This window comes from Klebsiella sp. HMSC16A12 (assembly GCF_001808265.1).
In the GTDB taxonomy this organism is placed as follows: domain Bacteria; phylum Pseudomonadota; class Gammaproteobacteria; order Enterobacterales; family Enterobacteriaceae; genus Klebsiella; species Klebsiella pneumoniae.
In genome coordinates this window covers 57,876-78,209 of record NZ_KV792542.1, presented here as the reverse complement: position 1 = coordinate 78,209, position 20,334 = coordinate 57,876, and the positions used below count along the sequence as shown (strand labels likewise).

23 protein-coding genes and 1 other RNA gene are annotated in these 20,334 nt (G+C 57.2%); 12 read left to right on the top strand and 12 right to left on the bottom strand.

The genetic code is table 11. The features are described from left to right. Positions 1-128: 128 nt before the first annotated feature. Both HMPREF3140_RS03565 and ubiU read right to left on the bottom strand, forming a co-directional pair. Positions 129-1,007 carry a U32 family peptidase gene (locus tag HMPREF3140_RS03565; protein WP_002918233.1) on the bottom strand — a complete coding sequence of 293 codons (879 nt, stop codon included), beginning with the start codon at positions 1,005-1,007 and terminating at the stop codon, positions 129-131. A 5-nt stretch (positions 1,008-1,012) separates the two neighbouring features. Beyond that, positions 1,013-2,008: a ubiquinone anaerobic biosynthesis protein UbiU gene (gene ubiU, locus HMPREF3140_RS03560; protein ID WP_002918232.1), complete on the bottom strand. Its 996-nt coding sequence runs from the start codon at positions 2,006-2,008 to the stop codon at positions 1,013-1,015. 221 nt (positions 2,009-2,229) lie between these two features. On the opposite strand from ubiU, the gene ubiT reads away from it, so the two are divergent. Next, a complete protein-coding gene (ubiT, locus tag HMPREF3140_RS03555; RefSeq protein ID WP_009309642.1) occupies positions 2,230-2,754 on the top strand; it encodes a ubiquinone anaerobic biosynthesis accessory factor UbiT in 525 nt (174 codons plus the stop codon). After that, a complete protein-coding gene (locus tag HMPREF3140_RS03550) occupies positions 2,748-3,251 on the top strand; it encodes a GNAT family N-acetyltransferase (protein ID WP_070552850.1) in 504 nt (167 codons plus the stop codon). Before ubiT ends, HMPREF3140_RS03550 begins: the two co-directional genes overlap by 7 nt. Here the strand turns inward: HMPREF3140_RS03550 and HMPREF3140_RS03545 are convergent. After that, entirely contained in the window at positions 3,238-3,528 is a 291-nt protein-coding gene (locus tag HMPREF3140_RS03545; RefSeq protein WP_002918226.1) for a GIY-YIG nuclease family protein, read from the bottom strand. The two genes, HMPREF3140_RS03550 and HMPREF3140_RS03545, sit on opposite strands and share 14 nt — an antisense overlap. A 49-nt stretch (positions 3,529-3,577) precedes the next feature. Between HMPREF3140_RS03545 and HMPREF3140_RS03540 the strand changes: the two genes are divergently transcribed. Next, entirely contained in the window at positions 3,578-4,021 is a 444-nt protein-coding gene (locus HMPREF3140_RS03540; RefSeq protein WP_002918223.1) for a YhbP family protein, read from the top strand. On the opposite strand, the gene HMPREF3140_RS03535 is transcribed toward HMPREF3140_RS03540, so the two are convergent. Continuing rightward, on the bottom strand, positions 3,983-4,519 hold the full coding sequence (locus HMPREF3140_RS03535) for a type 1 glutamine amidotransferase domain-containing protein (protein ID WP_002918221.1): 537 nt from the start codon (positions 4,517-4,519) through the stop codon (positions 3,983-3,985). The genes HMPREF3140_RS03540 and HMPREF3140_RS03535 overlap by 39 nt on opposite strands. Before the next feature lie 128 nt (positions 4,520-4,647). On the opposite strand from HMPREF3140_RS03535, the gene HMPREF3140_RS03530 reads away from it, so the two are divergent. Both HMPREF3140_RS03530 and HMPREF3140_RS03525 read left to right on the top strand, forming a co-directional pair. Continuing rightward, entirely contained in the window at positions 4,648-5,295 is a 648-nt protein-coding gene (locus HMPREF3140_RS03530) for an NAD(P)H-binding protein (RefSeq protein ID WP_004181410.1), read from the top strand. A 75-nt stretch (positions 5,296-5,370) separates the two neighbouring features. Next, the gene (locus HMPREF3140_RS03525) at positions 5,371-6,411 is read left to right on the top strand and encodes a permease (RefSeq protein ID WP_023301475.1); all 1,041 of its coding nucleotides are present in this window, start codon (positions 5,371-5,373) and stop codon (positions 6,409-6,411) included. Positions 6,412-6,532: 121 nt separating this feature from the next. On the opposite strand, the gene dolP is transcribed toward HMPREF3140_RS03525, so the two are convergent. From dolP to HMPREF3140_RS03505, 4 genes are read right to left on the bottom strand one after another with little or no spacing between them, the layout of a single operon-like run. Further along, the gene (dolP, locus tag HMPREF3140_RS03520; protein WP_002918214.1) at positions 6,533-7,108 is read right to left on the bottom strand and encodes a division/outer membrane stress-associated lipid-binding lipoprotein; all 576 of its coding nucleotides are present in this window, start codon (positions 7,106-7,108) and stop codon (positions 6,533-6,535) included. 9 nt (positions 7,109-7,117) lie between these two features. After that, positions 7,118-7,708 (bottom strand): DnaA initiator-associating protein DiaA, encoded by a 591-nt coding sequence (gene diaA, locus HMPREF3140_RS03515; RefSeq protein WP_002918211.1) that lies wholly within the window; start codon positions 7,706-7,708, stop codon positions 7,118-7,120. A 25-nt stretch (positions 7,709-7,733) separates the two neighbouring features. Further along, on the bottom strand, positions 7,734-8,120 hold the full coding sequence (locus HMPREF3140_RS03510; RefSeq protein WP_002918206.1) for a YraN family protein: 387 nt from the start codon (positions 8,118-8,120) through the stop codon (positions 7,734-7,736). After that, positions 8,078-10,186: a penicillin-binding protein activator gene (locus HMPREF3140_RS03505; RefSeq protein WP_023288017.1), complete on the bottom strand. Its 2,109-nt coding sequence runs from the start codon at positions 10,184-10,186 to the stop codon at positions 8,078-8,080. Before HMPREF3140_RS03505 ends, HMPREF3140_RS03510 begins: the two co-directional genes overlap by 43 nt. 63 nt (positions 10,187-10,249) lie before the next feature. On the opposite strand from HMPREF3140_RS03505, the gene rsmI reads away from it, so the two are divergent. Beyond that, the gene (gene rsmI, locus HMPREF3140_RS03500; RefSeq protein ID WP_004144878.1) at positions 10,250-11,113 is read left to right on the top strand and encodes a 16S rRNA (cytidine(1402)-2'-O)-methyltransferase; all 864 of its coding nucleotides are present in this window, start codon (positions 10,250-10,252) and stop codon (positions 11,111-11,113) included. A 200-nt stretch (positions 11,114-11,313) separates the two neighbouring features. Here rsmI and garD read toward each other — a convergent pair whose 3' ends face one another. After that, positions 11,314-12,885, bottom strand: a complete 1,572-nt coding sequence (garD, locus tag HMPREF3140_RS03495) for a galactarate dehydratase (RefSeq protein ID WP_002917960.1) — start codon at positions 12,883-12,885, stop codon at positions 11,314-11,316. 392 nt (positions 12,886-13,277) lie between these two features. Between garD and HMPREF3140_RS03485 the strand changes: the two genes are divergently transcribed. The 5 genes from HMPREF3140_RS03485 to rnpB all read left to right on the top strand — a co-directional run bounded on the left by HMPREF3140_RS03485 (position 13,278) and on the right by rnpB (position 17,948). After that, positions 13,278-14,609 carry an MFS transporter gene (locus HMPREF3140_RS03485; RefSeq protein WP_004149911.1) on the top strand — a complete coding sequence of 444 codons (1,332 nt, stop codon included), beginning with the start codon at positions 13,278-13,280 and terminating at the stop codon, positions 14,607-14,609. Between the two features lie 26 nt (positions 14,610-14,635). Beyond that, positions 14,636-15,406 carry a 2-dehydro-3-deoxyglucarate aldolase gene (gene garL / locus HMPREF3140_RS03480; protein ID WP_002917954.1) on the top strand — a complete coding sequence of 257 codons (771 nt, stop codon included), beginning with the start codon at positions 14,636-14,638 and terminating at the stop codon, positions 15,404-15,406. Between the two features lie 26 nt (positions 15,407-15,432). Beyond that, on the top strand, positions 15,433-16,323 hold the full coding sequence (gene garR / locus HMPREF3140_RS03475) for a 2-hydroxy-3-oxopropionate reductase (RefSeq protein ID WP_002917952.1): 891 nt from the start codon (positions 15,433-15,435) through the stop codon (positions 16,321-16,323). A gap of 64 nt (positions 16,324-16,387) precedes the next feature. Further along, positions 16,388-17,533, top strand: coding sequence for a glycerate 2-kinase (gene garK, locus HMPREF3140_RS03470; protein ID WP_032412454.1), 1,146 nt, complete (start codon positions 16,388-16,390; stop codon positions 17,531-17,533). 32 nt (positions 17,534-17,565) lie between these two features. Beyond that, positions 17,566-17,948, top strand: an RNA gene (gene rnpB / locus HMPREF3140_RS03465) — RNase P RNA component class A. 228 nt (positions 17,949-18,176) lie between these two features. Here rnpB and HMPREF3140_RS03460 read toward each other — a convergent pair. Next, positions 18,177-18,641, bottom strand: coding sequence for an OB-fold putative lipoprotein (locus HMPREF3140_RS03460; protein ID WP_004150939.1), 465 nt, complete (start codon positions 18,639-18,641; stop codon positions 18,177-18,179). A gap of 307 nt (positions 18,642-18,948) precedes the next feature. Between HMPREF3140_RS03460 and HMPREF3140_RS03450 the strand changes: the two genes are divergently transcribed. Further along, positions 18,949-19,359, top strand: coding sequence for a Spy/CpxP family protein refolding chaperone (locus HMPREF3140_RS03450; RefSeq protein ID WP_004149907.1), 411 nt, complete (start codon positions 18,949-18,951; stop codon positions 19,357-19,359). 73 nt (positions 19,360-19,432) lie between these two features. On the opposite strand, the gene HMPREF3140_RS28575 is transcribed toward HMPREF3140_RS03450, so the two are convergent. Both HMPREF3140_RS28575 and HMPREF3140_RS03440 read right to left on the bottom strand, forming a co-directional pair. Further along, a complete protein-coding gene (locus HMPREF3140_RS28575; protein WP_002917926.1) occupies positions 19,433-19,600 on the bottom strand; it encodes a hypothetical protein in 168 nt (55 codons plus the stop codon). Positions 19,601-19,624: 24 nt separating this feature from the next. Beyond that, the gene (locus HMPREF3140_RS03440; protein ID WP_070552849.1) at positions 19,625-20,326 is read right to left on the bottom strand and encodes a pirin family protein; all 702 of its coding nucleotides are present in this window, start codon (positions 20,324-20,326) and stop codon (positions 19,625-19,627) included. Positions 20,327-20,334: the final 8 nt, after the last annotated feature.

The window sequence follows — 20,334 nt, the reverse complement described above, 5'->3', positions numbered from 1 at the left end:
TACAGCATCGTCATCAGATTGAAGGTCTTCTTCCAGCCTGGCGCATCCTGGACGCGCCAGCCAGAAAAGCTGCATCTTTAATAATGCATTAAAATCTGAGCACTGTTGTTAACAAAGTGAGCGGTATATCAGGCCTGAAGCACCAGTCCTGGCAATCGTTTCCAGTAGCCGTTGCAATCGCTATTGCTGGTGAGATCCAGCGGCGCAGCGCCGTTTTCGTTGGCGCGGAAGGCCTCGAGCATGGCGAAGGTCTCGTTGCCCATCGGCGACAGGCGCACCATATCCACCAGGCCGTGCATGGAGGTCAGCTCATTGCCCAGGTTATAGACGTAGCCGCTCATGGTCTGAATACCATTGAGCACGAACACCTGCTGGTTCTCCTGCGACAGCATGCTGCGCCCGGTTGGGTACTTGATGCAGCAGGTTTCGCACTCGTCCTTTGGCCGGTCTTCCGAGCGGGCGGTAAAGCAGCGCGCGGAATAAGCCAGCGGCAGATGGCCGTAGCTCAGCACTTCGACTTCAAACTGGTTGCGGATACCCAGCTCTTCGCACTGGGTCAGTAAATTAGCCAGCCAGTCGCGGGAGAGTTCCACCGGCATGCACCAGCGCACCATGCCCTGTTTCCGCAGCAGGCGCAGGGTAACGGCGTTGTAGCAGTTCAGCGCATGCCCGGCGACGAATGGTAGCTTGCGTTCGGCGCAGAGATTTACCACGCCCAAATCGCTGGCCTCAATCAGAAATTCGCCGTTATCGACATAGCGTTTCAGCTCGCCCAGTTCAGAAGAGGCCTGCACCAGCGCGAGGGTGGAGAGCACCACCTGCTTGCCGCTAGCGGCCAGCGTTTTCGCCATTTCGATCCAGTCGCCAACTTTGGTGGCGCGGCGTTTGCTGCATACCGCTTCGCCGAGATAAATGGTGTCGGCGCTGCAGTTTGCCGCCTGCTGGTAAAAATCTTCCAGCGTCTCTTTTGGCCAGTAGTACAGCACCGGCCCTAATGAATATTTCATGTTTCTCACTGCCATTTACGGTGATAAGCGCCAAGGGTAGTTTGTGTCCCCTCGGACATGGCGCCCAGGGTCTCCATCCAGGCGGACTGCGGTACGAAATTCTGCGGATCGGCTTTGCAGCGATCGATCGCCTGGCGCCAGACTTTCGCCACCTGGGTCACGTAAGCCGGGCTGCGCTGACGGCCTTCGATTTTCACCGAGGCGATATTGGCGGCCATCAATTCTGGCAACAGTTCCAGGGTGTTGAGGCTGGTGGGCTCCTCCAGCGCGTGATAGCGCTCGCCATCAACCAGGTAGCGGCCTTTGCACAGCGTCGGATAACCGGCATTCTCGCCATCCTGATAACGGTCAATCAGCACTTCATTGAGACGCGATTCCAGCCCCTGCGGCGTTTGCTGCCAGCGTACGAAGCGGGCAGGCGAACAGGCGCCGACGGTGTTGGGCGATTCGCCGGTCAGGTAGGAAGAGAGATAGCAGCGGCCTTCCGCCATGATGCACAGGCTGCCGAAGGCGAAGACTTCCAACGGCACCGGCGTAGCGCGGGCCAACTGTTTCACCTGATGAATAGACAACACGCGCGGCAGTACGACGCGCGCGACGTCGAAGTTGCGATGATAGAAGCGAATGGCCTCTTCATTGGTGGCGGAAGCCTGCACCGAAACGTGACGCTCAATGTGTGGGTAACGCTCCGCAGCGTACTCCAGCATGGCGATATCGGCCAGAATGAGCGCATCGGCGCCCAGTTGAGCGGCCATATCCACTGCTCGCTGCCAGCGGGCGTAGCCGTCGGGATGAGCGAAGGTATTGATGGCGATATGCAGCTTACGACGGTGCTGATGCACAAAGCTGACGGCTTCCTGCAGTTTCTTTTCGGTGAAATTAAGGCCGGCAAAGTGGCGGGCGTTGGTATCATCTTTCAGCCCGATATAGACGGCATCGGCGCCGTTTTCGATGGCCGCCTTAAGCGCCGGAAGGTTACCGGCTGGGCAGAGCAGCTCCATAATTTTTCCTGAAAAATGCGGCCCGTCAGGGACGCTGAATGGTTAACGAGCAGGGATTTTAGTTAACCTTCTGGTGACAATTTTTGATTTGAGGCAGTTAAAAGTGTATTGGCGGCGCCAATAACTGGCGGCCGTCATCGCGTTTTTGTTGATTTACGCCGCTATGTTGTTTATGTGATATGGCACAATAGCGGAACTATTGCATTCATGGAGTAAAGCTTGTGTTGGATAAACTGCGTTCCCGGCTGGTCCACTTTGGCCCGTCTTTAATGAGCGTGCCGGTTAAGCTGGCGCCTTTTGCCCTCAAGCGCCAGGTGCTGGAGCAAGTGCTGAGCTGGCAGTTTCGCCAGGCGCTGGCGGAGGGGGAGCTGGAGTTTCTTGAGGGGCGTTGGTTAAGTATTCATGTGCGTGACATCGGTCTGCTGTGGTATACCTCGGTAGTCGATGGTCGACTGGTGGTCAGCCAGCAGGCCGACGCCGACGTCAGCTTCAGCGCCGACGCCAGCGATCTGTTAATGATCGCCGCGCGCAAGCAGGATCCGGATACGCTATTCTTCCAGCGTCGTCTGGCCATTGAAGGCGATACGGAGCTGGGGCTGTATGTAAAAAATTTGATGGACGCCATTGAGCTCGAGCAGATGCCAAAAGCGCTGCGCGTGATGTTGCTGCAACTGGCGGATTTTGTCGAAGCTGGACTGAAGAGCCCGCAGAAACCTGAACAGACATCGGTAGGTGAGGCATGCTGATTCGAGTGGAGATTGGGATTGATGCACCGGGAATCGACGCGCTGCTGCGTCGTACCTTCGGCCGCGATGCCGAAGCGCAGCTGGTGCACGATCTGCGTGAAGATGGACTGATCACGCTGGGGGTAGTGGCGACGGATGATGAAGGCCAGATGATCGGCTACGTTGCCTTCAGCCCGGTGGCGGTGGAAGGTGAAGAGCTGCAGTGGGTCGGCCTGGCGCCGCTGGCGGTAGATGAACGCTACCGCGGACAGGGCATTGGCCGGCAGCTGGTTTATGAAGGGCTGGACTCGCTGAATGAGTTTGGCTACGCCGCGGTGGTGACGCTGGGCGACCCGGATTTATACCGTCGCTTCGGCTTTGAACCGGCCGCGCGCTTCGATCTCCGCTGCCGCTGGCCGGACAGCGCCGAGGCGTTCCAGGTTCACCGTCTGGCGGATGACGCCCTCGACGGCGTCCATGGCCAGGTAGAATACAGCGAGCACTTTAATCGTCTTTAAGCCTTGCCAGCAGGGTTTCGAAGGCATCCTCTCCGGCAACGAGGCGCTCTTTTTCGCGCTTCGTTAGCTGCTTGACGCGATATTCCAGTCGCAATGCAAGTGAGTGTTCACCAACTTCGTGGCTAAAGGCCAGCTGCAGGTCGCCTTTGCCGCGCAACGCCTTTGCGCCTTTTCCCGCCTGATGCTGGCGAAAGCGGCGTGGCACGTCGGTGGTGATGCCGGTATAAAGGCGATTATCCGCGGTTCGAATGAGATACAGAAACCAGCACACGGTCACAAAGTCACTATGGTAAGGTGTGTGCACCATAGCATAATGGAGAAGAAAGATGGATACGCTTGCCGCCATTGGTCGCTGGCTGAGTAAACAGCACGTCGTCACCTGGTGCGTCTCCCGTGAAGACGAGCTGTGGTGCGCGAATGCCTTTTACGTCTATGACCCGGATACCGTGGCCTTTTATCTGCTCAGCGAGGAGCACACCCGCCATGGCCAGATGACCGGACAGAGGGCGAAGGTGGCCGGCACGGTTAACGGCCAGCCAAAAACCGTGGCCCTGATCCGCGGGGTGCAGTTCAAAGGCGAGATCCGTCGTCTGAGCGGTGACGAAGAGGCGCGAATGCGCCAGCGCTACGTCAAGCGCTTCCCGGTGGCCCGCATGCTGTCGGCGCCGGTATGGGAGATTCGTCCGGACGAAATCAAATTTACCGACAACACGCTGGGTTTCGGGAAAAAATTACACTGGCGGCGTGATGCCGGCGCCGAGCAGGCGTAGCGCTTCGCGATTGAAGGCCGGTAGATCGTCCGGCGTTCTGCTGGTGACCAGCTGTTCGTTATCGACCACCACCTCCTGGTCGTAAAACTCGCCCCCGGCGTTTTTCACATCCACCACAATCGGTTTCACCGCCGTGAGCTTACGTCCGCGGATCACATCGGCGCTGATCAGCAGCTGCGGGCCGTGGCAGATGGCAAACACCGGCTTACCGCCGTTGACAAAATCGCGGGTAAAGGTGACGAAGCGTTCATCACCACGCAGCTGGTCGGGAGAGTAGCCCCCGGGCAGCAATAAGGCATCAAATTCACCCGGTGTGACGTCATCGATGGCTCTGTCGATGGCGACCTCGGCTTCTCCCTGCTTACCCTTTACCGTTTTGCCAGCCTGCTTTTCGATCGTGATGACCTGATGCCCGGCGAGCTTAAAGGCTTCGGCGGGAGAGGTAAATTCAGAATCTTCAAAGTCGTCGGTAATGAGGACGGCTATCTTTTTACTCATACTTCCTCCACTGTCTGGATGGTCAATGAGGTAATTCCATGATGATGGTGGATACTTACCTTGTAAGGTATTAAGCCTGGAACATGAGCCCGAAAGTGCAAGGCGGAGAATTCTGTAAAGGAGAACCAATGAGTCAGGTATTATTAACCGGCGCGACCGGGTTAGTTGGCGGTCACTTACTCCGGCTGCTGCAGAATGAGCCCCGTATAAGCACCATCGCCGCGCCGACGCGTCGCCCGCTGGCGCCAGCGGAAGGTGTCTTTAATCCTCACGATCCCCAGCTGACCGATGCCCTGGCGCAGGTGGTTGACCCGGTGGATATCGTCTTCTGTTGCCTGGGAACGACGCGCCGGGAGGCCGGGAGCAAAGAGGCCTTCGTCCATGCTGACTACACGCTGGTGGTTGATACCGCGCTGACCGGCAAACGACTGGGTGCGCAACATATGCTGGTGGTTAGCGCGATGGGCGCCAACGCCCACTCGCCGTTTTTCTACAATCGGGTGAAGGGGGAAATGGAGGCGGCGCTGATTGAGCAAGACTGGCCGCGGCTGACCATCGCCAGGCCGTCGATGCTGTCAGGCGAGCGGGAAAAAAAGCGGGCCAATGAGACCTTCCTCGCACCATTGTTCCGGCTCTTGCCGGGGAACTGGAAATCCATTGCGGCCCGCGATGTGGCGATCGCCCTGCTGGCGGAGGCGCTGTCGCCCACCCACGAAGGGGTGCGAATTCTGTCATCATCGGAACTACGGGAGCGCGCCGCGCGGCAGGCTGAATAGCGGTTTGCAAACGCAGGCTTCCGGCGTAGTATTCACGGCTTCAATTCATATCCACATTTCTTGCTGGGGAATGCTATGGCTGGTCAGTCTTCATCTCAGGCGGCGTCACCATTTCAATGGTGGAAACCCGCGCTTTTCTTTCTCGTCGTGATTGTTGGTCTGTGGTACATCAAATGGCAGCCGTACTACGGGAAAGCCTTCACCGCTGCGGAAACCCACAGTATCGGTAAATCTATTCTCGCCCAGGCCGACGCTAACCCGCTGATGGCGGCGTGGGACTATGCGATGGTTTACTTCCTTGCCGTCTGGAAAGCGGCGGTGCTCGGCGTGCTGCTCGGGTCGTTGATTCAGGTACTCATTCCGCGCGACTGGCTGCTACGCACCCTGGGACAATCGCGGTTTCAGGGCACGCTGCTGGGAGCGATTTTCTCGCTGCCCGGCATGATGTGCACCTGCTGCGCCGCGCCGGTCGCGGCCGGGATGCGCAAACAGCAGGTGTCGATGGGCGGGGCGCTGGCGTTCTGGATGGGGAACCCGCTGCTCAATCCGGCGACGCTGGTGTTTATGGGCTTTGTTCTGGGCTGGCAGTTTGCGCTGGTTCGCCTGGTGGCGGGTCTGGCGACAGTATTAACTGTGGCGACGCTGGTGCAGAAATGGGTGAAAGAGGCGGCGACGCAGCCGGTAGCGGTGCCTGCTGCACCGTCGGAAGCGACTCAGGGCGGCTTCTTTAGCCGCTGGCTGCGGGCGCTGTGGACGCTGTTCTGGAACACGATCCCGGTTTATATCCTCGCGGTGCTGGTGCTGGGAGCGGCGCGCGTCTGGCTGTTCCCGCACGCCGATGGCGTAGTGGATAATACGTTGTTCTGGGTTATCGCGATGGCGATCGCCGGCTGCCTGTTTGTGATCCCTACCGCGGCGGAAATTCCGATTGTACAGACAATGATGCTGGCGGGTATGGGGACGGCGCCCGCGCTGGCGCTGCTCATCACACTGCCGGCAGTGAGCGTGCCGTCGCTGATTATGCTGCGTAAAGCCTTCCCGGCCAAAGCGCTGTGGCTGACGGGCGGACTGGTGGCGCTGTGCGGGGCGATTGTCGGTGCGCTGGCGCTGGTGTAGTTTGCCGTAAACGTACGCATAGCCGGATTGGATGCCGGGTGGCGGCTACGCCTTACCCGGCACACAACGTACAGGGGGCGGTAGCCCGGCTAAGCGCAGCGCCAGCCGGGAAACTGCAGCTTTATTTAATGTAGGTAAAGGCGGTGGTCACCCGGGATACACCGCTTACCCGGCTGGCAATATCCGCCGCCGCCCGGCCTTCGCGGTCGGTCACCAGCCCCATCAGGAAGACTTCGCTGTTTTCCGTGGTTACTTTCACGTTCGAGGATTTGACCTGATCGGTGCTCAGGAGCTGCGAACGCACCTTGGTGGTAATCCAGGTATCAGACGAGGCGGTGCCTAAACCAATCGGCTGGCCCTGGCGCACTTCATTAAACACTTCCGTGGTCCCTTCCACGCCCATGGCGATTTGCTTGGCGCGCGCGGAGAGGTCCGGCGTCGGCGACTGGCCGGTCAGCAGGACTTTGCCCTGATAAGCGGTGACGTTGATACGGGCCTGTTTCTTAATCTGTTCATCTTTCGACAAGGCGCTATTGACGCGCAGTTCCAGGGTACTGTCATCGACCTGGGTTCCCACCGTACGCGGGTCCGTTGCGGCTTTGGTGCCGACTGCTGCCGTTCCGACTACCGCGGCGGCAACGCAGCCCTGCAGCAGTAGTGCAGAAAGCAGGATGGCGAGGGGCGAGAGAGCCTTCATGTGTTCTCCTTAATCGTCCTGGTGTGGAAAAAGAGTGTTATCTATCAAATCGCACAGACAGTTGACGGTCAGCATGTGCATCTCCTGGATACGCGCGCTGCGATGGGAGGGGATGCGGATTTCGACATCCTGTTGACCTAACAGGCCCGCCAGCTCACCGCCGTCATAGCCGGTTAACGCGACGATGGTCATGTCGCGGGTCACGGCGGCTTCCACCGCCTTGACGATGTCCCGACTGTTTCCGCGCGTAGAGATCGCCAGCAGCACATCGCCGGCGTGTCCCAGGGCGCGCACCTGCTTGGCGTAGATCTCGTCATGCAAGCGATCGTTAGCGATGGCGGTTAAGACCACATTATCGGTATTTAGTGCAATGGCAGGTAAACCAGGGCGTTCCGTTTCAAAGCGATTAATCATGCTGGCAGCAAAATGCTGTGCGTTGGCGGCGGAGGTGCCATTACCACAACAGAGGATTTTGTTGCCGTTAAGCAGGGACTGGACGAGCGTCATCGCCGCCCGGGAGATGGCGTCCGGGAGTGCTTCCGCTGCGGCAATTTGGGTTTGAATGCTTTCGGTAAAGCAGGCTTTGATTCTGTCGAGCACGGGATCCCTTACTTCTGGTATTACGCTATTCGCCAAAGGCGTTTTTTAGCCATTGGATGTCGTTTCCGGTGAAGGCTACCACATCGAAACGGCAATCCACAGTCTCAAAGCTCCCATTCTGTCGGCAGAGCCACAAACGGGCGGCTTTAAGCAGTCGTTGTTGTTTTTGCGGAGTGACGCTGGCTGCCGCATCACCGTACCGGGCGCTACGGCGGTAGCGCACTTCGATAAAAACGGTGACCGTGCCGTCGCGCATGATAAGGTCAATTTCGCCGCCACGCTCGCGGGCATTGGCGGCGATAAAACGCAGGCCCTGGCCTTCCAGCCAGCGGCGAGCCTGGTTTTCCCAGGCATCGCCGGTCTGTTTGCTTAGCTGGCCGGAACGATTTTTCCCTGCTGGTACTTGAGCCATGACAGTTTCCTGTTAATCACGCAATCCTGGTTGGCCGTCAGATCGCCGGTATTGCCGTTCAGCTCGAAGCCAGGCGTCTGGCGCATTTGCGTGAAGTGATTTGCCAGTGACCAGGCGTCAGCGCCCATGGCATACAGACGCGCCAGCGAGTAGTCATTACGCACCGCGGACAGCGCCTGCTGCATTAGCGACGGATTGCTGCCGGCCAGCATTGGGATCTCACTATACTGCAAGCCTTCCATCTCCAGACGGAAATCCGGCCCCGCGGTGCCCTGGGCGCTGCGCGAGCTGGCGTACAGGGTGACATTGCTCTGGCTGCCGTTGCGCATGGCGATCATCGGTTTGATATAGGCAATCTGTTCCGGGGTGGCGAGGATATAGGCCGCATCGACGCTGCCGCCGCTGCTTACCGGCATCTCATCCGCACTGCCGAGGATGCTGTTCTGCGCTGATGGCAGGGTGGAGACCGGGGTGCCGCTCAGCGCAATGCCCCCGCCGCCGTTCACACCGGCGCGCAGCTCGGCCGTGGATCCAAAACGCTGCTGCAGGACGCTGGCGCCGCCCAGCTTCAGCCACTCGTCGGCAAAAGCGCTAACCACACGATCGCCCAGCGCGCCGCGCGGAACCAGCAGCAGCGGGGTCTGTTTCCCCTGTTGGTGGATATGTCGGGCGGCGTCACGCGCTTCGTCTTCCGGAGAAAGCGCGAAATAGCAGAGGTTAGCGCGGCTTTCGACTTTTTCCGGCTGGTTGAGGGCCAGCACATTGAGCGGCGTGTTGCTCTTGATAACCTCTTCAACGTTTTCTTTCAGCAACGGCCCAACCACCAGGGTGGCGCCATCCTGCTGCGCCTGGGCGAGCAGCTGGCTTATCGGCTGGCTGGTGGTGTCGTAAATTTTCAGTTCCGCAGAAGGGTTAGCGGCGGTTGCGACCACGGGCTGCGGCTGTGCGGCCGGCGCGGTAACCGGCTGGGTGGCCGGGGAAGCGGTAGTCTGCGGCGTGGCGGATGTTGCCGGCGCCTGGGCTGCCGGTTCCGCAGCAGGCGCTGCCTGGTCCTGCGTCGGGGCCTGAACCGGATCAGCGCGGCTTCCGGCGGCGGTAAGATCGCTGATTTCTGCCTGCGACGGACTCACCACATCATCATTACCGGAGACATTCGCCGCCTGGGCGACCTGGGCGGGAACCGCGCTGCCCGTCACCGACGGCGCGCCGTTTTTGGCGGCTTCAAAGCCCTGCTGGATAGTGCGGCCGAAGATCGACGCCTGACCGTTCAGCGGCAGAAAAAGCGCAATCTTGTTGATGGACGCGGGCTTATAGTTTTGCATATTCACAAGCGCCGTCGGCAGCATTTTAGCGCCCGGGTTTTGCGGATAGCGCGTCTGCCAGTCTTTAACGCCCGCTTTCAGTAGCGTCGGATCGTTGCGGTTGTCAAACCACATCCGCTGCAGATCCAGCCAGCCCTGGAGGATATTTTCATCGGCGTTGATCACCAGCGCATTGGCCTGGTCCTGGGGCATCGAGGTGAGCGCTTGCCAGGTCGCATCAATATTTTTCTGACGCTGTTTGGCGTCACTCAGCAGCGGCTGCTGGGCGATTAAGGCGCGCAGCAGGGTCAGCGATGGTTTGCCCTGGCTGGCATCGATTTGCGCCTGCCAGTAGCGCGCCTGCTGAGGCTGCTCAAGGTTTGTCGGATCGATCTTAGCCAGCAGATTACGGGCGGCCTGATAATCGTTCTGCGCCAGCTTCACTTCCACCGCCAGCAGCGACTGTTCACGGGCCTGAGTGCTGTTCAGGTTCGCCGGCAGCTGGTTAAACAGGTCGATAGCCTGCTGCTTCTTCCCTTCCTGCAGTAGTGCACGAATGGCGAGTAATTGCCAGTTGGTCTTGCTATCATTCGTGCTTTGCTGCATCTGCTGTAAGTAGAAACTGGAGTTGGCCTGCGACGTACCCTGCATAAACGCCGCGCTTTGATCCTGCGTGTGGGTGCCGCAGCCAGCAAAAATAAGAGTCGCCAGCAATACGGGCAGGCAGCGCGCGGGCTTAGAACGAAGAAATGTTGACGGTACCATAAGTGTCCAGTGATATTTTTTTGGCTCAATGCTCAATATTAAATCGGCAATACGGACGAGACAATGAAACAACACGAATCAGCGGATAATTCTCAGGGGCAGCTCTATATTGTGCCCACTCCGATAGGAAATCTGTCTGATATCACGCAGCGTGCACTGGAAGTGCTGCAAGCCGTTGATTTAATTGCAGCGGAAGATACCCGTCATACCGGTTTGCTGCTGCAACATTTTGCGATAAACGCCCGTTTGTTTGCGCTTCACGACCATAATGAGCAGCAAAAGGCGGAAACCCTGCTTGCCAAACTGAAAGAAGGGCAAAACATCGCGCTGGTTTCCGATGCCGGCACGCCGCTGATTAACGATCCTGGTTACCATCTGGTGCGCACCTGCCGCGAAGCGAATATTCGCGTGGTGCCGCTGCCGGGCCCCTGTGCGGCTATCGCCGCCCTGAGCGCCGCCGGCCTGCCTTCCGACCGTTTCTGTTATGAAGGCTTCCTGCCGGCGAAATCGAAAGGCCGCCGCGATACCCTGAAAGCGCTGGAAGAAGAGCCGCGCACCCTTATCTTCTATGAGTCGACCCACCGTCTGGTGGAGAGTCTGGAGGATATCTGCGCGGTACTGGGAGAATCCCGCTATGTGGTGCTGGCTCGTGAGCTGACCAAAACCTGGGAGTCGATCCATGGCGCGCCGATTGGTGAGCTGGTGGCGTGGGTGAAGGAAGATGAAAACCGTCGTAAAGGCGAGATGGTGCTGATCGTCGAAGGTTTCAAGGCTCAGGAAGAGGCGCTGCCGGCGGCCGCGCTGCGTACTCTGGCGCTGCTGCAGGCGGAGCTGCCGCTGAAGAAAGCCGCCGCGCTGGCCGCGGAAATCCACGGCGTGAAGAAAAACGCGTTGTATAAGTACGCCCTGGAGCAGCAGGGGGAGTGATCCTGTAAACCCAATTGAAGCCTGGCAAGCAGCCCTTCAGATAGTGAAGAGCTGCTTGAGCGTCCTCCCACATGTCGGAAGAAATGTCGGAAAAAATGTCGGAAGAAAAGGGCAGAATCGCTTTTCTTGCCGCCCAGCATCCCTAACCAACAAGCCCGGATAGATCCGGGCTAAAAGTGGTTAAATCCTTACGCTCTCGATCAGGTTACCGGCGCCGGGTTAAATACCGCCAGCTGGTTGTGCAGGCCCCATTGATCGGAGAAGGTTTTTTTGCGTCCGCTGGCGACGTCGAGAATAAATTCGAACAGCTTCCGCCCGACATCCTCAATCGTCTCTTCGCCAGTGGCGATGGTCCCGGCGTTAATGTCCATTAAGTCATACCAGCGGTTGGCCAGCTCGGTACGGGTCGCCATTTTTATCACCGGTACCGCCATCAGCCCGTACGGCGTACCGCGACCGGTGGTGAATACCTGCACCGTGATGCCAGAGGCTACCTGCTGGGTGCCGCAGACAAAATCGCTGGCGGGGGTTGCGGCGTAAATGAGGCCGCGTTTGGTCGGACGCTGCCCCGGAGAGAGCACCTCAACGATGGCGCTTTTCCCTGATTTGGCAATCGACCCCAGCGCTTTTTCCACCACGTTGGCCAGACCGCCTTTCTTGTTGCCGGGGGAGGGGTTGGCGCTGCGGTCGGTTTTGCCCATATCAAGATAGTTATCGTACCAGGCCATCTCTTCCAGCAGACGTTTACCGACCTCTTCGTTAATCGCCCGCGGCGTCAACAGATGAATGGCGTCGCGTACTTCGGTCACTTCTGAGAACATCACCGTCGCGCCGCAGCGCACCAGCAGGTCGGACGCGTAACCTACCGCCGGGTTGGCGGTCACGCCTGAAAAGGCGTCGCTGCCGCCGCACTGCATCCCGACCACCAGCTCAGAGGCCGGGCAGGTTTCCCGCTGGCGCTGGTTCAGTTTCGCCAGGTGGCGCTCGGCGACCTGCAGAATGTCATCGACCATCGATTTAAAACCAACATGCTTTTCATCCTGCAGGCTGACGATGCTGGCGCTGTCCACCGGGATACTTTTGACGTCTTCCGTGCCCTGCAGCAGGCGTTCCGGCTGCAGCTTCTCACAGCCGAGGCCAATGACCATCACCTCGCCGCCGAAGTTTGGGTTGAGGGCGATATTATGAATGGTGCGAATCGGCACTACCGCCGCCGGCGCATTAATCGCCACGCCGCAGCCATAGAGATGATTCAGGCCCACCACGCCATCGACGTTGGGATAGTTTGGCAGCAGGTCGCGTTCAATGATTTTCACCACGTAATCGACCACGCCAGCGACGCAGTGCACGCTGGTGGTAATACCCAGCAGATTCTTGGTACCCACGCTGCCGTCAGCATTGCGGTAGCCTTCGAAGGTGTAACCTTCCAGCGGCGGTAGCGGTTCAGGCACTTTAGTGGCCAGCGGCAGGGTATTCAGCGGCGGGGCGGTGGGCAGCTCCACCAGCGACTCGTCAATCCAGCTTCCCTGCGGGATATCGCGTACGGCATAGCCAATGACTTCGCCGTAGCGGATGATTTCACCATGGGCGGGGATATCCACCAGGGCAACTTTGTGACCCTGCGGGATATGCTCGACGAGCGTCAGGCCGTCCGGGAAACGCGTTCCGGCGGTTAAGCCGCGATCGTTGACAATAATCGCCACATTATCTGTCGGGTCAACTTTAATATAAAACGCGGTCGGCGATTGTTGTCGAATTGCAATGTCAGCCATTGTCCAGTCATCTCCAAACAGGTGCTAATAATAAAATAAAACGCTAATTCATTTGCTACGTATCAGTATGATGGAATAAAGGATGTCAGCTGAGTTGATTTTAAAATGTGATCGGCATCACTCCTTTTTATGACGCTAACCTCTGCAGGGCAGGCAATCGTAAGAAGTGTGGATTAGCGCCCATGACTTATGGCATAAGCACAATTATGGCTTTAAATAATAACTTTATATTGTGGGTATGCATAGTGTCTGGCGGGGGCGTGCTGATTATACTGAGTCATGTTTTTGAGGTGATCGATATGCGAATAGACAGTTTCAATATCGTCTTTTAAATAAATCAGAAACCACTTAAAACAATTATAAAAGGTGTTCTGTGCCCGAGGAATGTCTAAATGATTTTGGATTCTACATTAGATGAAAAAAAAGGAATACCGACCCGCTATTTAATTCTGTTGATGATATTTGTGGTGACGGCAGTGAACTATGGCGACCGCGCGACCTTGTCTATCGCCGGTACTGAAGTCGCGAAAGAGCTGGGGCTCAGCGCGGTGTCGATGGGATACATTTTTTCCGCCTTCGGCTGGGCTTATCTGCTGATGCAGATCCCTGGCGGCTGGCTGCTGGATAAATTTGGCTCGAAAAAGGTTTACTCATACAGTCTGTTTTTCTGGTCACTGTTTACCTTCCTGCAAGGCTTTATTGATGTGTTCCCGCTCGCCTGGGCCGGGGTCTCCATGTTCTTTATGCGTTTTATGCTGGGCTTTTCCGAAGCGCCCTCGTTTCCCGCCAACGCCCGCATTGTGGCGGCCTGGTTTCCGGCCAAAGAGCGGGGTACGGCTTCAGCTATCTTTAATGCCGCTCAGTACTTCTCGCTGGCTCTGTTCTCGCCGCTGCTCGGCTGGCTGACCTTCGCGCTGGGCTGGGAACATGTCTTTACCGTGATGGGGATAATAGGGTTTGTGCTCACCATCATCTGGGTGAAGTTTGTGCATAACCCCACCGATCATCCGCGAATGTCCGCCGCGGAGCTGAAATATATCTCAGAAGGCGGCGCAGTGGTCGATATGGACCATAAAAAAGAGGCCACCCCGGCGGCCGGGCCGAAGATGGACTATATCCGCCAGTTGCTGACTAACCGAATGATGTTAGGCGTATTTTTCGGTCAGTATTTCCTGAATACCATTACATGGTTCTTCCTGACGTGGTTTCCGATCTACCTCGTGCAGGACAAGGGAATGTCGATTCTGAAAGTGGGGTTTGTGGCTTCGATTCCGGCGCTGTTTGGCTTTGCTGGCGGCGTACTGGGCGGGCTGTTTTCGGATTATCTGATTGGCCGCGGCTGCACGCTGACTTTTGCGCGTAAGCTGCCCATTGTGCTGGGAATGCTGCTGGCGTCGTCCATCATCCTGTGTAACTACACGGCCAGCACGCCGCTGGTCATTACGCTGATGGCGCTGGCGTTCTTTGGCAAAGGCTTTGGCGCGCTGGGCTGGCCGGTCATCTCGGATGTCGCGCCGAAGGAGATTGTTGGCCTGTGCGGCGGGGTATTCAACGTCTTTGGCAATGTGGCCTCGATCGCCACGCCGCTGGTTATTGGCTACATCGTGAGCGAACTGCACTCATTTAATGGCGCACTGATTTTTGTTGGCGGCTCCGCGCTGATGATGATGGTCTGCTACCTGTTTGTGGTTGGCGATATCAAACGTATGGAATTGCAGAAGTAAGCAACGATTAACGCAAGGTAAAAATCATGGATAACGCAATTTTTCCGAACAAATTTAAGGCCGCGCTGGCGGCGCATCAGGTGCAGATTGGCTGCTGGTGCGCTTTGGCTAACCCGATTAGCACCGAGGTGCTGGGTCTGGCGGGGTTCGACTGGCTGGTGCTGGATGCGGAACACGCGCCAAACGACGTCACCACGCTCATTCCGCAGCTGATGGCCCTGAAAGGTAGCTCCAGCGCGCAGGTAGTCCGTGTGCCGACCAATGAACCCATCATCATCAAGCGCATGCTGGACATCGGCTTCTATAACTTCCTGGTGCCGTTTGTCGAGACGGCTGAACAGGCGGCGCAGGCGGTGGCTTCGACCCGTTATCCGCCGGAAGGGATCCGCGGGGTCTCCGTTTCCCACCGCGGCAATATGTTTGGCACCGTGCCGGACTACTTCGCCCAGTCCAACAAGAACATTTCCATTCTGGTGCAGATTGAGAGCCAGACCGGAGTGGACAACGTCGAGGCGATTGCCGCGACCGAGGGCGTGGACGGTGTGTTTGTCGGCCCGAGCGACCTGGCCGCCGCCTTAGGCCATTTGGGCAATGCCGCCCATCCTGAGGTGCAGCGCGCTATCCAACATATCTTCGCCAGCGCGAAGAAGCACGGTAAGCCAAGCGGCATTCTGGCGCCAGTGGAAGCCGATGCGCGCCGCTATCTGGAATGGGGCGCGACCTTCGTCGCCGTTGGCAGCGATCTGGGCGTCTTCCGTTCTGCAACCCAGAAACTTGCCGACGCGTTTAAAAAATAATCACCAGGATGAAGAGAGAGAACATTATGACAATCAAAGTAGGTTTTATCGGTCTTGGCATTATGGGCAAACCGATGAGCAAAAATTTGCTGAAAGCGGGTTACTCGCTGGTGGTGTCTGACCGTAACCCGGAAGCGATTGCCGACGTGATCGCCGCTGGCGCTGAGACCGCGACGACGCCGAAAGCGATTGCCGAACAGTGCGAGGTGATCATCACCATGCTGCCGAACTCTCCGCATGTTAAAGAGGTGGCGCTGGGTGAAAACGGCATTATTGAAGGGGCGAAACCGGGCACCGTAGTGATCGATATGAGCTCCATTGCGCCGCTGGCGAGTCGGGAAATCAGCGAAGCGCTGAAAGCCAAAGGTATTGATATGCTGGATGCGCCGGTGAGCGGCGGCGAACCGAAAGCCATCGACGGCACGCTGTCGGTCATGGTCGGCGGCGATAAAGCGATCTTCGATAAATACTACGATCTGATGAAAGCGATGGCCGGCTCCGTAGTGCATACCGGCGATATTGGCGCGGGCAACGTCACCAAACTGGCTAACCAGGTGATTGTCGCGCTGAACATCGCGGCGATGTCTGAAGCGCTGACCCTGGCGACTAAAGCCGGCGTCAATCCGGATCTGGTTTATCAGGCTATTCGCGGCGGTCTGGCGGGCAGTACCGTGCTGGATGCGAAAGCCCCGATGGTGATGGACCGTAACTTCAAACCGGGTTTCCGTATCGACCTGCATATTAAAGATCTGGCCAATGCGTTGGATACCTCACACGGCGTGGGCGCCCAACTGCCGCTGACGGCGGCGGTGATGGAGATGATGCAGGCGCTGCGCGCGGACGGTCTCGGCACTGCAGACCATAGCGCGCTGGCGTGCTATTACGAAAAACTGGCGAAAGTGGAAGTCACTCGCTAACAAGAAGGGCGCCCTGCGCGCCCTGTTATGCTTGCCTTGCGCGGCACTGTCAGGCTACAAAATTATGAAAATCGTCATTGCCCCAGACTCTTACAAAGAAAGCCTTTCTGCCAGCGAGGTAGCTCAGGCGATAGAAAAAGGATTTCGGGAAATTTTCCCTGATGCACAGTATGTTTCCCTGCCCGTCGCCGACGGCGGCGAGGGGACGGTGGAAGCCATGATTGCCGCCACCCAGGGAAAGGAACATTTCGCATGGGTAACGGGTCCGCTGGGTGAGAGAGTGAAGGCCTGCTGGGGCATGTCCGGCGACGGCGTCACCGCGTTTATTGAGATGGCGGCAGCCAGCGGTCTGGGGCTCGTTCCGCCCGACAAACGTAACCCGCTCATCACCACTTCACTGGGTACCGGGGAGCTAATATTACAGGCGCTGGAGCATGGTGCGGAACGGATCATTATCGGCATCGGCGGTAGTGCGACCAACGACGGTGGGGCGGGTATGATGCAGGCGCTAGGCGCCCGCCTCTGTGACGCCGAGGGACAAGAGATCGGCCATGGCGGGGGCAGTTTGAGCCGTCTGAGCCGGATCGATCTTTCCGCCATCGATCCGCGCTTACGTGACAGGATGATCCACGTGGCCTGCGATGTTACCAATCCGCTGGTGGGCGAGCGTGGGGCGTCGCGGATCTTTGGCCCACAGAAAGGGGCGACCGAGGCGATGATCGTCGAGCTGGATCGTAATCTGGCGCATTATGCCGACGTCATTAAGGCGTCGCTGCAGGTGGACGTGAAGTCGATCCCTGGCGCGGGAGCGGCCGGCGGCATGGGCGCGGCGCTGATGGCCTTTCTCAATGCGGAGCTGCGCAGCGGGATTGAGATCGTTACCGAGGCGCTGAAGCTGGAAGAGCAGATCCATGACTGCTCACTGGTGGTCACCGGGGAAGGGCGGCTCGATAGCCAGTCTGTTCACGGTAAGGTGCCGGTGGGGGTGGCTCGGGTGGCGAAGAAATACCGTAAGCCGGTGATCGGTATTGCTGGCAGCCTGACTCACGATGTCGGCGTGGTTCACCAGCACGGTATCGATGCCGTATTCAGCGTGTTAACTTCCGTTTCGACGCTGGAAGAGGCATTTCGCGGGGCGTTTGATAATATTTACCGCGCGTCGCGTAATATTGCTGCCACCCTGCAGGTTGGGATGACCACTGAGGGATGACAACGGGCGGTAAACCCTCTATACTGCGCGCCGAAGCTGACCAGACAGTCGCCGCTTCGTCGTCGTCCTCCTTCGGGGGGAGACGGGCGGAGGGGAGGAAAGTCCGGGCTCCATAGGGCAAGGTGCCAGGTAACGCCTGGGGGGTGTCACAGCCCACGACCAGTGCAACAGAGAGCAAACCGCCGATGGCCCGCGCAAGCGGGATCAGGTAAGGGTGAAAGGGTGCGGTAAGAGCGCACCGCGCGGCTGGTAACAGTCCGCGGCACGGTAAACTCCACCCGGAGCAAGGCCAAATAGGGGTTCATAAGGTACGGCCCGTACTGAACCCGGGTAGGCTGCTTGAGCCAGTGAGCGATTGCTGGCCTAGATGAATGACTGTCCACGACAGAACCCGGCTTATCGGTCAGTTTCACCTTTTACGCAAAAGCCCCGCTCCGGCGGGGTTTTTGCTATTCGAATAGCGGAGAAAGGATGAATGACTGTCCACGACGCTATACCAAAAGAACGCGGCTTATCGGTCAGTTTCACCTTTTTATGTCAAAACCCCGCTTCGGCGGGGTTTTTGCTATCTGAACCCGTGACGAGGATGAATGACTATCCACGACGCTATACCAAAAGAAGGCGGCTTCTCGGTCAGCTACCGTTATTTAACCACCTTAGGATTCTGTAGCGTCGGGATCGTGGAATCTTGCACCTGATGAACCTGGCCGACGATCGTAGCGACGCTGCCGTTGCTTAAAGCCTCTACGTCTGCGCTGTTATGCGAGCCAAAATTAAAGGTAAGACGTTTATCCGTTTTATTCTGTTCATCTCGCATGGTCACGATAAAATAGTAGCTGCCGGCGATACCGCTCTTCCGACGAATGTCGACAATCACCCCGCGTACCTTGACCCATTTACCCAGATAATCGCTGCTGGCCTTCGCCGGGTTGAGAGTAAACGGCTGCAGGAACTGAGCCACTGAATACGTCTGCATCGAAGCGACGGCGTCATCTCCGGGTTGAAATAATTTGTCTCCCGCGGAATAAAAGGCTTTAGAAGCCAGGCCGCAGCCGCTTAACAGCGAGATGACAAAAACCAGCGGTAATACGCGAAAACGTAATAACATCTCAATCTCCTTATCTATTTTTAAATGATATCCTTGATGCGCTGGATAACGTAATATGCGCTAATTAAATTAAAGGAAAAGTCACCACTGTCAAATATTTTGCTTGCTGTTGAAATTAAAATAAAACCTGGTGATGTTAGGGCGTCAACTATATAAGTTAACACGGTATTCATATTTTATATGTTTTAGTGAAGTATATTAGTGCTGTGGATATATATAATGTTTGGCTATCATTTTTTACATTTATTCACTGCGCCCTGTAAAATAATAATCCGCTATTTCTGCCACCTTTACTTCAGGAAAAAAAATGAAATTGATAACCCGTATTGCCTTTGCCACGCTGTTGACCACCGGTTTCTCTATCACGGCTCAGGCCGCAGACGTTAAGGCGGCGCCAGCACCGGCGCAGGATCCTATTGTTCAGCACTTAAAACTTACCAACGATCAGGTCGCGAAAATTAAAAGCCTGCATCAGCAGTTGGAGAGTAATGTCCAGCAGATTTCCCAACAGGAAATTAAAGACGGGGCTCTGATAAACGTAATTGATTCCGGTAAATGGGATGAAAAAGCGGTCAACGATCAGCTGGCGGCCTTCAGCAAGATTGATCAGCAGGTGCGTTATTACCGCGTGAAGTACTATTTTGAGGTGAATAAGGTACTGACGCCGGAGCAGCGCACGCAGGTGAAAAAAGATCTTGCCGACGCGCTGAGTGAATAATGCCATCGGCCCCTCGCGGGGCCGATATCTTCTTCAGGCCATTAATGAAAATCAACCCAGCCATTTTGCCGTTTCAGGCGAGACTTTCTTCATCCCGCAGGCGGATCTCCGCTTCGGCAACAATGGCTTCCAGTTCGCTAAGCATCTCATCATAACCAAAGCTGGCGGCCCCGGCGACTTGCGGTTGCACCGGAGCTAACGGCGTTGGTGACGCCTTTTTTCTGTTTTTCTTCTTACTCACTGACAGACTCCATCACTTCCGTTGTTACACCGGTAAATCTATCAGCAAAGCGCGCAGCGGCGTATCGGCGACGAGGGTAATGTTAGCTTCGTCACGAATAAATGCGCCGTCACCGCAGGTGAGAGCCTGCTTTTGCTGTTCCTGTGCGACGGCATGGACGGAGCCGTGAATCGACTGCAGGTAGGCGCGTGGACCATGTAATTGCACGTTGATCTGCTCACCTTTCTCCAGCGCGATATGGTAGACCCAGGCCTGTTGGCGAAGCTGGAGGCTGTTATCCCCGCCCTCCGGAGAGGCCAGCAGCTGCAGCGTCGCGTCTGCGACATTGATTTTCTGCTGCAGCGGGTTTTCCCGCTGCGGGCAGGCATCAAGCCAAAGTTGCATTCGCGCTAACGACTGCTCTTTACTCAGATTATGCTCGCTATAGCTCACGCCAGGCTGGGTGGCGATCAGCAGCGCTTCACCGGCTTTGGCCTGCACGTGGTTGCCGTCGCTGTCGCGATACTCCGCTTCGCCTTCCAGAATCAGGTTCAGGATATCGACTTTTGGGTACGTTCTGGCCTGGAAGGAAGCGCCGGGCGCCAGCACTTCCTGGTTGAGGACGCGCAAGGATGCGAAGCCCAGTAATTTCGGGTCGAAGTAGTGGCCAAAGGAGAAGGTGTAGCGGGCCTGCAGCCAGCCGAAGTCTGCTTGTCCGCATTGTTTGGCTGTTCGGGTAGTAATCATGTTCTTGA

What these genes read in the sequence shown, in the direction of transcription:
- HMPREF3140_RS03565 (WP_002918233.1), bottom strand. Translation starts at nt 1,007, where the DNA reads ATGAAATATTCATTAGGGCCGGTGCTGTACTACTGGCCAAAAGAGACG.
- ubiU (WP_002918232.1), bottom strand. Translation starts at nt 2,008, where the DNA reads ATGGAGCTGCTCTGCCCAGCCGGTAACCTTCCGGCGCTTAAGGCGGCC.
- HMPREF3140_RS03550 (WP_070552850.1), top strand. Translation starts at nt 2,748, where the DNA reads ATGCTGATTCGAGTGGAGATTGGGATTGATGCACCGGGAATCGACGCG.
- HMPREF3140_RS03540 (WP_002918223.1), top strand. Translation starts at nt 3,578, where the DNA reads ATGGATACGCTTGCCGCCATTGGTCGCTGGCTGAGTAAACAGCACGTC.
- HMPREF3140_RS03535 (WP_002918221.1), bottom strand. Translation starts at nt 4,519, where the DNA reads ATGAGTAAAAAGATAGCCGTCCTCATTACCGACGACTTTGAAGATTCT.
- HMPREF3140_RS03530 (WP_004181410.1), top strand. Translation starts at nt 4,648, where the DNA reads ATGAGTCAGGTATTATTAACCGGCGCGACCGGGTTAGTTGGCGGTCAC.
- HMPREF3140_RS03525 (WP_023301475.1), top strand. Translation starts at nt 5,371, where the DNA reads ATGGCTGGTCAGTCTTCATCTCAGGCGGCGTCACCATTTCAATGGTGG.
- dolP (WP_002918214.1), bottom strand. Translation starts at nt 7,108, where the DNA reads ATGAAGGCTCTCTCGCCCCTCGCCATCCTGCTTTCTGCACTACTGCTG.
- HMPREF3140_RS03510 (WP_002918206.1), bottom strand. Translation starts at nt 8,120, where the DNA reads ATGGCTCAAGTACCAGCAGGGAAAAATCGTTCCGGCCAGCTAAGCAAA.
- HMPREF3140_RS03505 (WP_023288017.1), bottom strand. Translation starts at nt 10,186, where the DNA reads ATGGTACCGTCAACATTTCTTCGTTCTAAGCCCGCGCGCTGCCTGCCC.
- rsmI (WP_004144878.1), top strand. Translation starts at nt 10,250, where the DNA reads ATGAAACAACACGAATCAGCGGATAATTCTCAGGGGCAGCTCTATATT.
- garD (WP_002917960.1), bottom strand. Translation starts at nt 12,885, where the DNA reads ATGGCTGACATTGCAATTCGACAACAATCGCCGACCGCGTTTTATATT.
- HMPREF3140_RS03485 (WP_004149911.1), top strand. Translation starts at nt 13,278, where the DNA reads ATGATTTTGGATTCTACATTAGATGAAAAAAAAGGAATACCGACCCGC.
- garL (WP_002917954.1), top strand. Translation starts at nt 14,636, where the DNA reads ATGGATAACGCAATTTTTCCGAACAAATTTAAGGCCGCGCTGGCGGCG.
- garR (WP_002917952.1), top strand. Translation starts at nt 15,433, where the DNA reads ATGACAATCAAAGTAGGTTTTATCGGTCTTGGCATTATGGGCAAACCG.
- garK (WP_032412454.1), top strand. Translation starts at nt 16,388, where the DNA reads ATGAAAATCGTCATTGCCCCAGACTCTTACAAAGAAAGCCTTTCTGCC.
- HMPREF3140_RS03460 (WP_004150939.1), bottom strand. Translation starts at nt 18,641, where the DNA reads ATGTTATTACGTTTTCGCGTATTACCGCTGGTTTTTGTCATCTCGCTG.
- HMPREF3140_RS03450 (WP_004149907.1), top strand. Translation starts at nt 18,949, where the DNA reads ATGAAATTGATAACCCGTATTGCCTTTGCCACGCTGTTGACCACCGGT.
- HMPREF3140_RS03440 (WP_070552849.1), bottom strand. Translation starts at nt 20,326, where the DNA reads ATGATTACTACCCGAACAGCCAAACAATGCGGACAAGCAGACTTCGGC.